The following is a 14,857-nucleotide window of genomic DNA, read 5'->3' as shown; positions in this document are numbered from 1 at the left end:
GAAACAAGCTTGACGTGAATAGGTGTTATATATTAGTATAACACTAAATCGGCATAACACTTAAGATGTCTTAAGCCGAACCAAGCGACGAGTTTCGCAACCATAGTTACTCAATTAGGACAAAGGTATGCAAGTACACTGGGATGATACCCAACCAATTTATCTGCAATTAAAAGACAAGGTTCTTAATATGATCCTTGAAGGCGCAATTGCAGAGGGAGAAGCGTTACCTTCGGTACGAAATATTTCAGCAGAATATAAGCTGAATCCAATAACCGTATCTAAGGCTTACCAACTTTTAGTGGATAACGAATTAGCAGAAAAACGCAGAGGTTTAGGAATGTTTGTCACAGAAGGGGCTAAAGCAAAATTATTAGCGGCAGAGCGTGAGCAGTTTTTAACGATTGAATGGCCAGCATTATTAGAAAAGATTGAACGCTTAGGCATTTCACTGGAGGATTTGGTCCAGTCTGCAAAAACTGATGAAGAGAAGTTTCAAAAGCCACAAAAACAACTAGATGAAAGCGGGGAAAGCAACAATGGCTAATATCTTACAAGCACAAGGCTTAAGTAAGAAATATGGCAATTACAAAGCCTTAAACAATGTGAATCTGAGTTTAGATTCAGGCCGCATTTTAGGCCTTATTGGTCCAAATGGTGCCGGCAAAACGACCTTGCTAAAGTCGATTTTGGGGTTGACTCCTTATGATGGGAAGTTAGAGATTTTTGGTCTTGATCCTCATAAGCAGCGTGATGAGTTGATGGAGCGCGTTTGTTTTATTGCCGATGTGGCTGTATTGCCTCGTTGGATAAAAGTTAGCCAAGCTATCGACTTTGTCGAGGGCGTTCACTCGAGATTTAATCGAGAGCGCTGCATGGGTTATTTGGCGAAAACCAAAATCAAGCAAGATTCAAAAGTAAAAGCGCTGTCAAAAGGCATGGTAGTGCAATTGCACTTAGCTTTGATTATGTCGATTGATGCTGACTTGTTGATTTTGGATGAGCCTACTTTAGGTTTAGATATCCTGTTCCGTAAAGCATTTTACGAACAATTATTAAACGATTATTTTGATGAAAATCGCACTATCATTATTACTACCCATCAGGTTGAAGAAGTTGAGCATATTTTGAGTGATTTGGTTTTTATCCAAAATGGCGAAATCGTACTGGACGATTCTATGGATGCGATTGCAGAAACTTACTTTGAAGTCATGGTTGAGAAGGAGTATGAGGAACAAGCCTTGGCGATGAAACCACTAAGTGTACGCGAAGTCTTCGGACAAAAAGTGTGCTTATTTAGTGGCGTCGCCAAGCCTCATCTTGAAGAAATGGGTAAGGTTCGTAAACCAAGCGTTGCCGATCTGTTTGTAGCCAAAATGCAAGGAGAAGCCTAATGAACACTTTTTTGACATTACTTAAAAGAGAATACTGGGAACATAAAACCGGCTTTCAATGGGTGCCAGTTGGAATTTCAGCGCTAGTACTATTTACCTCTTTGCTATTAGTGATTTTTTTCACTAATGACACTGTAAAAGTTAGTATTGGTGCCACTAACCCTACGGATTTATTGGGCTTGTGGGAAGCAACCGCTTCTGAAGGTGATAAAAACTTGGCTATGACGGCTTGGTATTACATGAACATCTTTAATCTTGCGATTGTGATGGCGTTTGTTGGTTACTTTTACTGCTTAGGTGCGCTGTATGATGATCGCAAAGATAAAAGCATTTTGTTTTGGAAATCATTACCGATTTCAGATACACAAACGGTGTTATCAAAAGTAGTTAGTGTGACTGTAGTATTACCGCTAGTGATTTGGGTCATATCCATGGTCACTAACCTAGGTATGATGTTGATAGGTTTGTTATTTGCCGCCATGTCTAATGGCGACATTGCTGGACTGGTCTTTTCTCCTAGCGCCATCTTTATGGCTAGTAGTTATCAGTTAATGGCCAATGTGATGGCGGTATTATGGATTTCTCCATTTATTGGTTACTTATTGTTTATTTCAAGCGCTACTAAAAGAGTTCCATTTTTAGTTTCTTGGTTACCGATAATCGTAGTATTGATAGTAGAAAGTATCGCATTTAGGTCTGCTCATTTTCTAGGTTGGATAGGTAACCAATTTACAGGTATAGGTAAAGCGTACTCAACACCGATGGCAATGATGTCTCAAGTTGAAGAAGGAGGGGTGTCAGAGTTAGTAGAAGTACTGGGTCGAGTAGGCTGGGAATTTGACAGTGGTTGGGGCAGTTACCCTAATCAACTGATGGACCCCAATTTATGGTTCGGTTTGATTGTTGGTGCGGTATTCATAGTGGGAGCTATTTACATCCGCCGCTACCGAGATGAAGCGCTATAAATAGTTTAAGAAATATTAGATGCATCTAATCCAAATGGGCCTTAGCTGCATCTAATTAAAGAGAAATGGATACATAGGATTAAGTGAGGATAGTAAAATGACGTTAAATAGACAAAGTATTAAATGGTTACCGAAAATAAGTTTAGTAATTGGCGTGGTGTTATTAACGGTATTGGTTTTAGTTAAAACTGCTAATTCAAGCCCTGAAATGGACATGTTAAATTCGCTTGAGAGAGTAAATAATGTTCAGGAGTTTTTAAAAGACCTACTTTTTTAGTTGTGACTAAAATTTTAAAGATTCCTTACTTATTTATCCTATGTTATTGATCTAGCAAAAGGATTTGCTAACAGTAACCTTAACTTTATCAAAAAAAACAGCAAAAGAATTACCCTGATTCAGTTTTTTCTACCCTTCATTCATCGGCTATTCAGCAGATAGGTTAAAAAATAGGCGCATATACGATAAAACCTTGCGAGCTAACAGATTTTACTGCTAGTATGCGATTATCAAGTGGTATGATGACTTATAAATTTATGCTATTGAAACTCAATAAAACGATAGATTCCTATCACGGGGGAAGGAATTAATGAAAATGAACGAGTTAAATCAAAAAAACTCTCCTCTTAAAGCTCTGTCAAAAGTCGCTGTTGGTGTTGCACTAGCTCTTTCTGCAGCTTCAGTTCAAGCAGTTGAATTTGAAACAGAAAACTTTGAGATTAGCTTTGACAGTACATTCAGTGCCGGTGCCAGTTGGCGAGTAGATGAGCGTGACAACAATCTCATTGGTAAAGCTAATCTGTATCCAAGATTAAATGGTGGGCTTCCAATATCTGCTGCATATGCTTGTAATTTGAATCCAGCATGTCCAGGAGTACCTCCTGGTGCTTGGTCAAACAATTCTGATGACGGCAACCTCAATTATGACAAAGGTGATGTATTCTCCAACGTTTATAAGGGGTTGCATGAATTTGATATGCGCCATAAAGATGGTGAGTTTGGTGTGTTTGCACGTGCCTTATGGTTTTATGATGCTGAGATCATGGATGGAACGACCCGTTTCAAAGACTTGGACGCTACTCCAAGAGGTGCTTTTGCTGCAGGTGAAAATACAGCTAAAACAGAACAAGGCCGTGACGCTGAAATTTTAGATTTCTATGCCTGGGCTACTTGGGATATCGGTGAAGCTTCGACTCTACAGGTTCGCTTAGGTGAGCAAGTCGTTAGCTGGGGTGAGTCGACTTTCATTCAGCACAGCTTAAATGAAGCAAATGCTGTTAACCTTCGCACCTTGCGTAACCCTGGTGCTGAGTTAAAAGAGGCTTTGATTCCATCTGGAATGTTATGGGCATCTTTAGATTTAACTGAAAGCTTATCGATGGAAGCTTTCTATCAGTATGAGTGGGAACCGGTGCGTGTTGATGAGCCGGGTACTTATTTTGCGACTCGTGACTTTTTAGGCTTTACTGGTCAAGACGTACATTTAGGTTTTGCTCAAGTTCCAGAAGGTACTCCAGGAACTGTGGCAGTACGTCGCGAAACTCGTAATGCTGACGACCAAGGTCAGTATGGTTTGAAGCTTGCTTACTTCACTGAAGGCGGCACTGAATGGGGCTTCTACTATATGAATTATCATAACAGACGCCCAATTATTTCAGGTGTTTCTGCTGATACAACTGGTACTGTTAGTGGTTTCCTTGAGTATCCAGAAGATATTCAAATGGGTGGCCTTAGCTTTAATACTGCTACCGATAACGGTTGGTCAATTGGTGGTGAGATTTCTTACCGTTTCGATGAGCCTTTGCAAGTTGACGATGCTGAATTGTTATTTGCGCTATTAGAGCCATTAGATGGTTTGACAGCTCCAGGCCCAGTACTTCGCGGAACCAGCCAAGTTGCTAATATCACAACGTTTAATACTGAAGTTTCAGGTTATCGCTTGTTAGATACCATTCAAGCTCAGGCAACATTTACTAAATTGTTGGGCTCTTTGTGGGGTTCCGATCAAACCGTATTCTTAGTAGAGGTTGGTTTAAACCAAATACAAGACATGCCTTCACAAGATGAATTACGCTTTGAAGCTGAAGGTACTTTCCGCTCGGGTAATGCAGCACGTGTATGGGATGGCAATGGTAATGGTATTGGCGAAGGCTTTTTCGTAGCCACTGGTAATACCGCTTCTCCTTGTGGCTTTACTAACCCAGCAAATGGACAGCGCGTTTATACTGAGTGCGAAGGCTTAGAAACCAATGGCTTTGCTGATGACTTCTCTTGGGGTTATCGTATGGCAATGCGTTGGAATTACGAAAATGCGTTATTCGGTGGTAATTTAGCTCCTCGCCTCGTCTATCAACATGATGTGAGTGGTAATACTCCTGCGCCTATCAGTAACTTCCTCGAAGGACGTAAGGCACTAGCAGTAGGTATGAGCTGGGACTACTTAAGCACTTGGAGAGTCGATTTAAATTATAATCGTTTCTTCGGCAACGAAAGTGCAAACTTAATTCACGACCGTGACTATGTGTCGCTTGCGGTTAGTTATTCAATATAACTTATATAGTTAATTAAAAAGGGCTAGTTACAATATGGCTAAAATTATGAATAAATGGTTATTGGCAACCGCGGTAGCTTCAACTTTCTTAGGGGCAACTGCTGATGCGAAAGTTACGGCTGAAAAGGCGGCGCAGTTAGGCGGTGATACTTATACTCCAATGGGTGCAATCAAAGCAGGTAATGCTGACGGCTCAATCCCAGCTTGGAATGGTGGTATTACTTCAGTACCTCAAGGCTACACAAAAGGTGACCACCACCCGGATCCATTTGCTGGTGATCAAGTTCTGTTCACTATTGATGCACAAAATTATACGCAATACCAAGATAATTTATCTCCTGGTCAAATTGCTTTGTTTAAGGCATACCCTGAACAGTACAAAATGAAGGTTTATCCAACTCGACGTACCGCTTCTTATCCGCAATATGTTTATGATGCAATTAAACGTAATGCTCCAACTGCAACGTTAGTAGATGGTGGTAATGGTATTAAAGGTGCTGCGATTGGTACACCGTTTCCATTTCCTGAAACGGGTTTAGAGTTAATCTGGAACCACTTAACTCGCTACCGTGGAGTAACGGTTCAGCGTGAGGCTGGACAGGCTTCACCTCAAGCAGATGGTGACTATACTCTAGTTAAGATTAAAGATGAGTTAGATCAAATCTATAACCGTCCAGGTATGACTCCTGAGAAACTAGAAGATGGCAACGTCTTATTCTTGTTCCGTCAATACGTGACAGCTCCAGCTCGTTTAGCTGGTACTGCATTATTAGTTCACGAGACAATGGATCAGGTTAAAGAGCCACGTAAAGCTTGGATTTATAACGCAGGTCGTCGCCGTGTGCAACGTGCACCAAACGTTGCTTATGATGCTCCAGGCACAGCTTCGGATGGCTTAAGAACTACAGATGATTTTGATATGTATAACGGTGCCCCTGATCGTTATAACTGGACTATCAAAGGCAAGAAAGAGATGTTCATCCCGTATAATACTTATCAGTTACACTCTGATGAATTGTCTTATGATGACATTATTCGTCCTGGCGTAATTAACCAAGACTTGGTGCGTTACGAAAAACACCGTGTTTGGGTTCTTGAAGCAGCGCTAAAAGAAGACACTCGTCATCAATACGGTAAGCGCGTTTTCTATATAGATGAAGATAGCTGGCAAGTCTCTGCTTCAGATATCTATAATGAAGCGGGTGATTTATGGCGTGTTGCGATGGCACATGCTATTAACTACTATGAAGTTCCGGCTTTATGGTCAACGCTAGAAACTTATTATGATTTACCTTCAGGTCGTTACTTGGCGATTGGTTTAGACAACCAAGAAGATATGTATGACTTTGATACACAATTCAGAGGTAATCATTTTACGCCTTCAGCATTACGTCGCTTAGGTCGTCGTTAAACCTTGCTGACTTTAAAAAGCGGTCTTTATTGACCGCTTTTTAGTATTTGTCTTAAATTAGTAGTAATCTTACAACTGATATAATATTAATAATCAACAATTGGATAGACGCTGTTTATGAAGTTTTCTATTTTTCTAAAAGGGTTATTGTTAGTGCTTTTATCTTTAGCGATAACCTCCGCTCCTGCCTATACGGCGGATTCTATTATAGCGCCAAAAGCTAAAGACTCGCTTCTGTTGGATATACAAAAATTACCTTCTGGTCGTTTAGTAACAGTTGGTGAAAGAGGCCATATTTTGATTTCTGATGACCAGGGACAAACTTGGCAACAAAAGCAAACACCAACTAGGAATGATTTAACGGCGGTAGATTTTTATGATGATAAATGGGGTGTAGCGGTTGGTTATCAGCAAGTGGTGTTGATTACTAAAGATGGTGGTGACACTTGGACCCAGACTTATATTGCGGAAGATTCTATTGAGTTCCCGGCTTTATTTGATGTTGAGTTTATTGAGCTGAATAAAATTATAGCCGTTGGTGCCTTTGGCCTATATCTTGAGTCGAGCGATGGTGGTGAAAGTTGGAAAGAAAGACAGGTGGATTCATTGGCAGATTTTTATGGTGGATTTAGTCATTTCTATAGCTTGGTTCATCAAGAAGGTTCTAAGAATGTCTATCTTGCAGGTGAGAAATATGTTGCTGGTGAAACTGCGGATGGAGAAGAGGTTAGCTCAGGTTTACTTGCGGTTTCGAGAAACAACGGTTTAACTTGGAATAAAATCAACTCGCCTTACGATGGGTCATTTTTTGGTGTGACAGTAGCGCCGAGTAAAGCAGTATATGCTTATGGGTTAAAAGGGAATTTATTTCGCTCGAATAATTACGGTAATAGCTGGCAACAGATTAATGTAGCAACCAACTCAGGATTGCATGCCATTGAGTTCATTAACAATGAATGGTTTTCCGTAGGTACAAGTGGCACCTTGTTAGGAAGTTCATTGCCGTTACAACAAAGAGGCGATCTGAAAGGTCGAGCAGCAATTGTCACCACCGACGAAAATACTCTAGTCATTGTTGGCGAAGGTGGCGTAGAAATCGTTAAGTTATCAGAAGCTGAAAAAGCAACAAATTAATTGGGGATAAATTTTAATGAAACAAAATAAGTTAGAGTCTTTAGTTAGAGGCTTATTCAAACAAAGAAATTTACTCATTACATTGTTTGCTTTAGTAACTTTGGTGATGCTGTATTTCGCATCACAGTTAAGAGTCGACGCAAGTTTTGAAAAGAATATTCCGTTAGAACATGAATATATGAAAACTTATATTCAGTACCAGGAAGAGTTTGGCGGCGCAAACAGAGTCTTAGTGGCTTTAGAAGACAAAAATGGAGATATATTCAATCCAGCTTTTTTTAATGCTTTAAGTGAAATGACTCGTAAGGTTCAACAGATTCCTGCAGTCAGTCAGCCGCAAGTGCAATCTCTTTACACGCCTAATACTCGTTATATTGAAGCCAGCGAGTTTGGTTTAGAGGGCGGGCCTGTAATTTACGCTGAGTTTAACCCAGCAGAAGAAGATCCTACTAAGTTAGCGAATGATTTTAATATTATTAAAGAGAACATCTTAAAAGCTGGCATTGTTGGTCGTTTAGTCGCCAATGATTTCTCAGCTGCCATGGTTACTGGTCAGTTGTTGTCGCAATATAATGCAACGGATGAAGAAGGCAATACCAGTTCGGTAAAAGCAGACTTCGTAGAAGTGGCAAATGCTTTAGAGCAAATCCGAACGGATATTGAAAGCAAGTACCCTGATGTTAATGTGAAAATCATTGGCTTCTCAAAAATGATTGGTGATGTGAGCAATGGCGCAGAAGGCGTTATGATGTTCTTTTTGATCGCCTTGACTATTACTGCAATTTTAGTCTTCTGGTATTCGCGTTCCATTAAATTAACCATTTTGCCTTTATTCACTTCAATCATAGCGGTAATTTGGCAGCTAGGTATTTTAACGGCACTGGGTTATGGCATAGATCCTATGTCTATCTTAGTACCATTCTTGATTTTTGCCATTGGCGTCAGTCATGGCGTTCAAATGATCAATGGTGTTGCTCATAATGTGGCAGAAGGTAAATCAGCATATGACTCTGCGATTATTGCCTGTGCAGTGTTACTAGTTCCGGGTGGAATCGCTCTTATCAGTGACACAGTGGGCTTTTTGACGTTGCAGCTGATTGAGATTGATATTATTCGTGAGTTGGCTATTACTGCGAGTATTGGTGTTGCAGTATTGATTTTAACCAACCTTATTTTGCTTCCCTTATTGTTGTCATTCAGTAAATTTGATGAATCCTTTATTAAGGCAACTCAAGCCCGTGAAGTAGCACGCGAGAAATGGTGGACTTCACTATCGAAATTTGCGCAAAAACCCATGGCGATTGGGTTAGTCTTAATCGGTATTGTCTTAGGTGCTTTGGGTTATTGGCAATCACAGCACATGAAAATCGGTGATCTGCATGCAGGTGCGCCAGCATTACGTCAAGATTCTATTTACAACCTAGACACTAAATATATTACCGAAAACTTTTCTATCGGTACGGATATGATTTCGATTTTGGCAGAAGTACCAAACGATGGTTGTACTATCTACCCTGTGATGAAAACCATTGACGATTTCCAGTGGCATATATCGAATGTGACAGGTGTTCAGTCGACTATTAGTTTGCCGCAAGTATCGAAAATCGTTAATGGAATGCTTTCTGAAAACAATTTGAAATGGAAAGTGTTAACTAGAGATGAAACTATTTTACCCGAAACTATTGGTCGAATTGAAACCAGTAGTGGTTTATTAAATTCTAAATGTAGTGTTATCCCTGTGTTGGTATTTTTGAATGATCATAAAGCAGAGACGATAGAAAAGGTAGTGGCCGCTACTAAAGCTTTTATTGATAGCAATACCAATGAACAGGTTAATTTTAGATTAGCAACTGGGCCAGTGGGAGTTATGGCTGCAACTAATGAAGCGGTAGAGGAGGCTCAATTGCCGATGCTCTTCTGGGTTTATGCAGCGGTAACTTTACTATGTTTAATTAGCTTCCGTTCAGTTAGAGGGACCATTTGTGTGATCTTACCTTTGGTTGTAGTTTCTTATCTAGCACAAGCTTTAATGACTTGGTTACAGATTGGTCTAACTGTGGCGACCTTACCTGTTATTGCACTAGGTGTTGGTATTGGTGTTGACTATGGTATCTATATTTTCACGCGTATGGTTAAGTTCATTCGTGCTGGAGATCCCGTTTCAGTCGCCTATTTTAAGACATTAAAGCTTACAGGTAATGCCGTCATCTTTACTGGTCTTACCTTAGCAATCGGCGTTAGCACTTGGATCTTTTCTGACTTACAATTCCAAGCTGATATGGGGATTTTATTGACCTTTATGTTCTTGGTTAATATGTTAGGTGCGATTATTTTACTACCAGCATTAGCTGCTGTCTTATATCGCAAATAGATAAGCTAAAAAGAATCCAAGCTAATGGCACTGTTTTTTTAAAATTCAGTGCCATTTTTGTTTTAAATGTCCTAAAATCGTATAAGTTATTTGCCGATATTATTATTAAAGTAATTGGACCAGGACAGAATTATGGCAAGCCCTCAAGCTAAAAAGCAATTAGCCCAAATTAAGACACTTATCAATAAAAAAATAGCAAAAACCAAAGCGCCTTTGGTTTCAAGTTTTGCAGAAATTCTTTACAGCAGTGTTTCCTATGATGAGTTCGCAGAAAAAGACACTCGTTATATTTATGACTCTGTTTTGAGCCTGTGGAATTTTATTCAAGACTTTGATGGTACTAGCAAAGTACGAGTGTTTAATCCGACTATGGAGTCTAACGGTTGGCAGGCAAAGCATAGCATCATCGAGTTAAATCATAAAGACATGCCATTTTTGGTGGACTCGATTCGTATGGAGTTAAATCGTCAAGGTATAGATGTGCATATGCATCTGCATGTCCCGATGAATATTCGTCGGAGTAAATCTGGTAAAATTCGTGAATTGGAAAAAGCTTTAGAAGGCGAAGGTAACATTGAAACTCCAATGTACCTTGAAGTCGATCGCATTTTAGATGAAGAGTTACTTTTTCAAGTGCAAGCAGATTTATCGCGTATTTTAAGTGACGTTAGGGCGACCGTATCAGATTGGGAGCCAATGCGTAATAAGATGCACTCGATTATCGATGAGCTTGAGGAAAACCCGCCACCAATGTTGGCTGAGCGGATTGAAGAAGCATTAGATTTTTTACGCTGGGTTGGTCAAAATCATTTCGTCTTTATGGGATTTAGAGCTTATGATCTAAATAAGACTGCGAAACAAACAGCACTTCAATCGGTTAAGGGAACTGGCCTTGGGATTCTATCAAATGAACAAAAGTATAAGGAATATAATTTATCTATGGCACCAAAAGGTGCGCAAAAACTAGCCCTTTCAAATGAACACTTATTAATCCTTACTAAGACAAGCAATGTCTCTACTGTTCACCGCCCAAGCCATATTGACTATATAGGGATAAAACGAATAAATGCCAAAGGTGAAGTCATTGGTGAATATCGCTTCTTTGGTTTGTTTACCTCCGCTGCCTACAATATGGACCCGCAATTTATTCCAGTACTACGCAAAAAGATTGCCAATGTCTTGTCTGAATCAAATTTACAAGCTGGTGGGCATGATTATAAAGCGCTCAAGAACATTCTAGAAACCTACCCAAGAGATGAGTTATTCCAAACTCCAACGCTTAAGTTGTTAGAATTTGGTTTAGGAATTTTACACATTCAAGAAAGACGTCAAGTAAAAGTGTTTGTGAGGCGAGATCCTTTTGGCCGTTATTTTTCAGTGTTAACGTTCATCCCTAGAGATACTTATAATACTAAGATACGTAAAAAAATTGAGAAAATATTAGCTAAGAATTTTAACAGTACAGCTAATATAGAGTTTAATACTTTGTTCTCTGAGTCTGTTTTGGCCCGTACCCATTTTGTGGTCCCTGTTAAAAACACCGAGTTAGTTCAGTTTGATCATGAAGAGTTACAAGCCGAAATAGAAGATGCTGCGTTAAGCTGGGAAGAAGTTCTTGATGATGAAATTCGTTATCACTTCAGCGATAAGCAAGCGGCCTATCTATTAAAGAAATATCAAAGTGCTTTCCCATTAGGTTATCAGAACCAACAAACAGTTAACTCAGCCATTGTTGATATCAAACATATTGAGAATTTAAGCGATACAAAAGAATTGGGAATGCTTTTATATCGTTCACAAGAATCTTTGGAGGGTGAACTTCGGTTTAAACTATACCATAAAGATAGTCCGATGCATTTGTCTGAAGTGCTACCCATGCTCGAAAATATGGGGATGCGGGTTATTGATGAAACGCCTTACAAAGTTAAGTCCGATAAGTTAGGAACCTATTGGATAATGGATTTTAATATTCATTACCCTAATGCAATCAATCTAGATCAGGTTCGTGATAACTTCCAAGTGGCTTTTGCCAAAGCATGGTCAAATCAAACTGAAAAAGACGGCTTTAATCGTTTAATCATTGGAGCTTCACTGAATTGGCGCCAGGTAGCGATGTTGCGTGCTTATGCCAAATATATGTGGCAGATCGGTTTCACTTTCAGTCAGTCTTCTATAGAAGATACTTTGAGTGATTACCCAGAAATATCCAGAGCATTAGCAGATTTATTTAGTTTAAAGTTTGATCCGGAACAAAAATTTTCTGTGAGAAAATTTAACGCGCTAGTCAAAGATTTAAATAAATTAATTGCACAAGTCTCAAGCTTAGATCAAGACCGTATTATCAATAAGTATTTGGAGCTGATCAAAGCAACGGTAAGAACTAACTTTTACCAACCAGCCGCTGATGGTAAAGAGAAAAGCTATATCTCCTTTAAATTAGAACCTAATAAAATTTTTGATATTCCTAAACCAGTTCCAATGTTTGAAATTTTTGTCTATTCTCCAAGAGTAGAAGGCGTACATTTGAGAGGTGGCAAGGTTGCACGTGGGGGATTGCGTTGGTCCGATCGTCGAGAAGACTTCAGAACAGAAATTTTAGGATTAGTAAAAGCTCAACAAGTAAAAAACTCAGTTATTGTTCCAGTGGGTGCTAAGGGCGGATTTGTTTGTAAGCAACTACCTAAAACTGGCGGTAGGGATGCATTTTTTGCAGAAGGGGTAGAGTGTTACAAAATCTTTATTAGCGCTTTATTAGATATCACGGACAATATAGTTTCCGGAAATATAGTGCAGCCTACGCAAGTAATAGTTCACGATGAGGATGATCCTTATTTAGTAGTCGCGGCAGACAAAGGGACTGCAACTTTTTCAGATATAGCTAATGGGATCTCTGAGGATTATGATCACTGGTTGGGCGATGCTTTCGCTTCAGGTGGTAGCAATGGTTATGACCATAAAGCCATGGGGATTACTGCAAAAGGAGCTTGGGAATCGGTCAAACGCCACTTCCGCGAAATGGGCATCGACAGTCAATCAGAAGAGTTTACGGTAGTAGCGTGTGGAGATATGTCAGGTGATGTTTTTGGTAACGGAATGTTATTATCAAAACATATTCGCTTGCAGGTAGCCTTTAATCATTTGCACATCTTTGTTGACCCAACGCCTGATGCGGCCAAGACATTTAAAGAGCGTCAAAGATTATTTGAATTACCACGTTCTAGTTGGTCAGACTACAATCAAAAATTAATTTCCAAAGGTGGCGGTATTTTTGAGCGAAGCGCTAAATCAATCGAGCTTACCCCAGAAATTCAGACTATGCTTGGAGTTAAAGCCAAAAGCTTATCTCCTAATGAGTTTATTCATGCAGCTTTAAAAATGCAGGTTGATCTGTTTTGGAATGGTGGTATTGGAACCTATCTTAAATCAACTAAAGAAAGTCACTCAGATGTCGGTGACAAAGCTAATGATAGAGTGCGGGTTAACGGCAATGAAATGCAAGCCAAAGTTATTGGCGAAGGCGGTAATTTAGGTTGCACTCAACTTGGTCGAATTGAGTATATGCAATCTGGCGGTCGTGCGAATACAGACTTTATCGACAATGCGGGCGGTGTTAACTGCTCTGATAATGAAGTTAATATTAAGATTTTACTCAATACCATTTTGAATGATGGCGAGTTAACCGTTAAACAGAGAAACAATTTATTAGCTCGAATGACCGATGAAGTTTCTGATATTGTCATCGAAGATAATTACCGTCAAATTCAATCGCTGAGTATTACACAACGTCGTGCTAGTTCCATGGTTAAAGAGCATATGCGCTTTATCCATGGCTTAGAAAAACGTGGTCTATTAGATCGAGAATTAGAATATCTACCTTCCGATGAAGAATTAATGGAACGCGAAGTTAAAAAGCGTGGTCTAACCCGTGCGGAGTTATCAGTCTTGTTAGCTTATGGGAAAATGGAGTTGAAAGACGAGTTGCGTATTCCTGCGGTAACTCAGGAAAAATACTTCCAGCAATATTTGCATAATTATTTCCCGAAACCTTTGCGCCAAAAATATCAAGCAAAGATGGATAAGCACCCATTAAAAGACGAAATCATTGCTATGAGTGTGGCAAATGAAATGGTTAATTTGATGGGCACCAATTTTGCATTCAGAGTGATGGACGAAGTTGGCGCTAACATTGGAGAAGTCGCGCAATGTTATGCCATGGCTAAAGAAGTATTTGATATGCAAGGTTTATGGCGCAGTATCGAAGAGTTGGATAATCAAATTGCGGCAGACGTGCAAATTGAGATGATGTTCCAAGCTCGCCGAATTGTAAGAAGAGCTACTCGTTGGTTTGTTCGTAATCGTAGTAAGGACCAGTCTATTGAAGCTATTGTCGACTTCTTTAAAGGTGGGGTTAATGAACTGCAAAAAATAGTACGAAAAACCTTGGAAACTAAAGAGGCGGCAGGTATTGAAAAAGATGTTGCAGATCTAGTGGCGAAAGGCGTACCGACCAAACTTGCTAAGCAAGTGGCCTATTTAAGCACTATGTTCTCGGCAATGGATATTATCGAACTAGCAAGACAGTACAAGCTCCCAATTCAATTGGTGGCGGAAGTCTATTACAAGCTAGGTAACAAAATTGGCTTGCACTGGTTCTTAAATCAAATCATTGCACAGCCGGTAGGCAATCACTGGCAAGCCTTTGCTCGAGCGGCTTTCCGTGAAGAGTTGGATTATCAGCAACGTAATTTAATTGAAGCTGTTCTTCCACTTACGAAAAAACAAAAATCTGCAGATGATAGGATTGATCACTTTTTAGCAAAGCACGATGACTTGCTATCGCGTTGGGCGGAAATGGTTGCTGATTTTAAGCAATCAAATACTCATGAGTTTGCCAAGTTTTCAGTGGCTCTTCGTGAGTTGCAAATTTTAGTGCAACGAAGTCATCGTCTAATTAATTAGCATGCTTAGTTCAAGAGCCCGATAAACATCGGGCTTTTTTATGTCCATAATTCGTCATAATTGCACCATTAAGA

Annotated in this window: 9 protein-coding genes; all 9 read left to right on the top strand. The window is 39.7% G+C overall.

All coding sequences use genetic code 11. The features are described from left to right. The first annotated feature begins 127 nt into the window (after positions 1 to 127). The 9 genes from GJS41_RS10235 to GJS41_RS10195 all read left to right on the top strand — a co-directional run bounded on the left by GJS41_RS10235 (position 128) and on the right by GJS41_RS10195 (position 14,783). Complete coding sequence (locus GJS41_RS10235) at positions 128 to 547, top strand: GntR family transcriptional regulator (RefSeq protein ID WP_154247268.1); 420 nt, start codon at positions 128 to 130, stop codon at positions 545 to 547. After that, the gene (locus GJS41_RS10230) at positions 540 to 1,394 is read left to right on the top strand and encodes an ABC transporter ATP-binding protein (RefSeq protein WP_154247267.1); all 855 of its coding nucleotides are present in this window, start codon (positions 540 to 542) and stop codon (positions 1,392 to 1,394) included. The genes GJS41_RS10235 and GJS41_RS10230 overlap by 8 nt, the downstream gene beginning before the upstream one ends. Continuing rightward, positions 1,394 to 2,359 carry a hypothetical protein gene (locus tag GJS41_RS10225; RefSeq protein ID WP_154247266.1) on the top strand — a complete coding sequence of 322 codons (966 nt, stop codon included), beginning with the start codon at positions 1,394 to 1,396 and terminating at the stop codon, positions 2,357 to 2,359. Before GJS41_RS10230 ends, GJS41_RS10225 begins: the two co-directional genes overlap by 1 nt. A gap of 97 nt (positions 2,360 to 2,456) precedes the next feature. Further along, positions 2,457 to 2,636 carry a hypothetical protein gene (locus GJS41_RS10220; protein WP_154247265.1) on the top strand — a complete coding sequence of 60 codons (180 nt, stop codon included), beginning with the start codon at positions 2,457 to 2,459 and terminating at the stop codon, positions 2,634 to 2,636. Between the two features lie 316 nt (positions 2,637 to 2,952). Then, entirely contained in the window at positions 2,953 to 4,908 is a 1,956-nt protein-coding gene (locus GJS41_RS10215) for a DUF1302 domain-containing protein (protein WP_227551324.1), read from the top strand. A 34-nt stretch (positions 4,909 to 4,942) separates the two neighbouring features. Beyond that, positions 4,943 to 6,319, top strand: a complete 1,377-nt coding sequence (locus tag GJS41_RS10210; RefSeq protein ID WP_154247263.1) for a DUF1329 domain-containing protein — start codon at positions 4,943 to 4,945, stop codon at positions 6,317 to 6,319. Positions 6,320 to 6,436: 117 nt separating this feature from the next. Continuing rightward, positions 6,437 to 7,453 (top strand): YCF48-related protein, encoded by a 1,017-nt coding sequence (locus tag GJS41_RS10205; protein ID WP_154247262.1) that lies wholly within the window; start codon positions 6,437 to 6,439, stop codon positions 7,451 to 7,453. Between the two features lie 16 nt (positions 7,454 to 7,469). Further along, positions 7,470 to 9,824 carry an RND family transporter gene (locus GJS41_RS10200; RefSeq protein ID WP_154247261.1) on the top strand — a complete coding sequence of 785 codons (2,355 nt, stop codon included), beginning with the start codon at positions 7,470 to 7,472 and terminating at the stop codon, positions 9,822 to 9,824. Between the two features lie 132 nt (positions 9,825 to 9,956). After that, positions 9,957 to 14,783, top strand: a complete 4,827-nt coding sequence (locus GJS41_RS10195; RefSeq protein ID WP_154247260.1) for an NAD-glutamate dehydrogenase — start codon at positions 9,957 to 9,959, stop codon at positions 14,781 to 14,783. Positions 14,784 to 14,857: the final 74 nt, after the last annotated feature.

This window comes from Kangiella sp. HZ709 (assembly GCF_009674675.1).
Taxonomy (GTDB): domain Bacteria; phylum Pseudomonadota; class Gammaproteobacteria; order Enterobacterales; family Kangiellaceae; genus Kangiella.
Note: the sequence above shows the minus strand (reverse complement) of the source record. Positions and strands in the feature narration are given on the sequence as shown.

Coding starts and splice junctions, on each gene's coding strand:
- GJS41_RS10235 (WP_154247268.1), top strand. CDS start 128: ATGCAAGTACACTGGGATGATACCCAACCAATTTATCTGCAATTAAAA.
- GJS41_RS10230 (WP_154247267.1), top strand. CDS start 540: ATGGCTAATATCTTACAAGCACAAGGCTTAAGTAAGAAATATGGCAAT.
- GJS41_RS10225 (WP_154247266.1), top strand. CDS start 1,394: ATGAACACTTTTTTGACATTACTTAAAAGAGAATACTGGGAACATAAA.
- GJS41_RS10220 (WP_154247265.1), top strand. CDS start 2,457: ATGACGTTAAATAGACAAAGTATTAAATGGTTACCGAAAATAAGTTTA.
- GJS41_RS10215 (WP_227551324.1), top strand. CDS start 2,953: ATGAACGAGTTAAATCAAAAAAACTCTCCTCTTAAAGCTCTGTCAAAA.
- GJS41_RS10210 (WP_154247263.1), top strand. CDS start 4,943: ATGGCTAAAATTATGAATAAATGGTTATTGGCAACCGCGGTAGCTTCA.
- GJS41_RS10205 (WP_154247262.1), top strand. CDS start 6,437: ATGAAGTTTTCTATTTTTCTAAAAGGGTTATTGTTAGTGCTTTTATCT.
- GJS41_RS10200 (WP_154247261.1), top strand. CDS start 7,470: ATGAAACAAAATAAGTTAGAGTCTTTAGTTAGAGGCTTATTCAAACAA.
- GJS41_RS10195 (WP_154247260.1), top strand. CDS start 9,957: ATGGCAAGCCCTCAAGCTAAAAAGCAATTAGCCCAAATTAAGACACTT.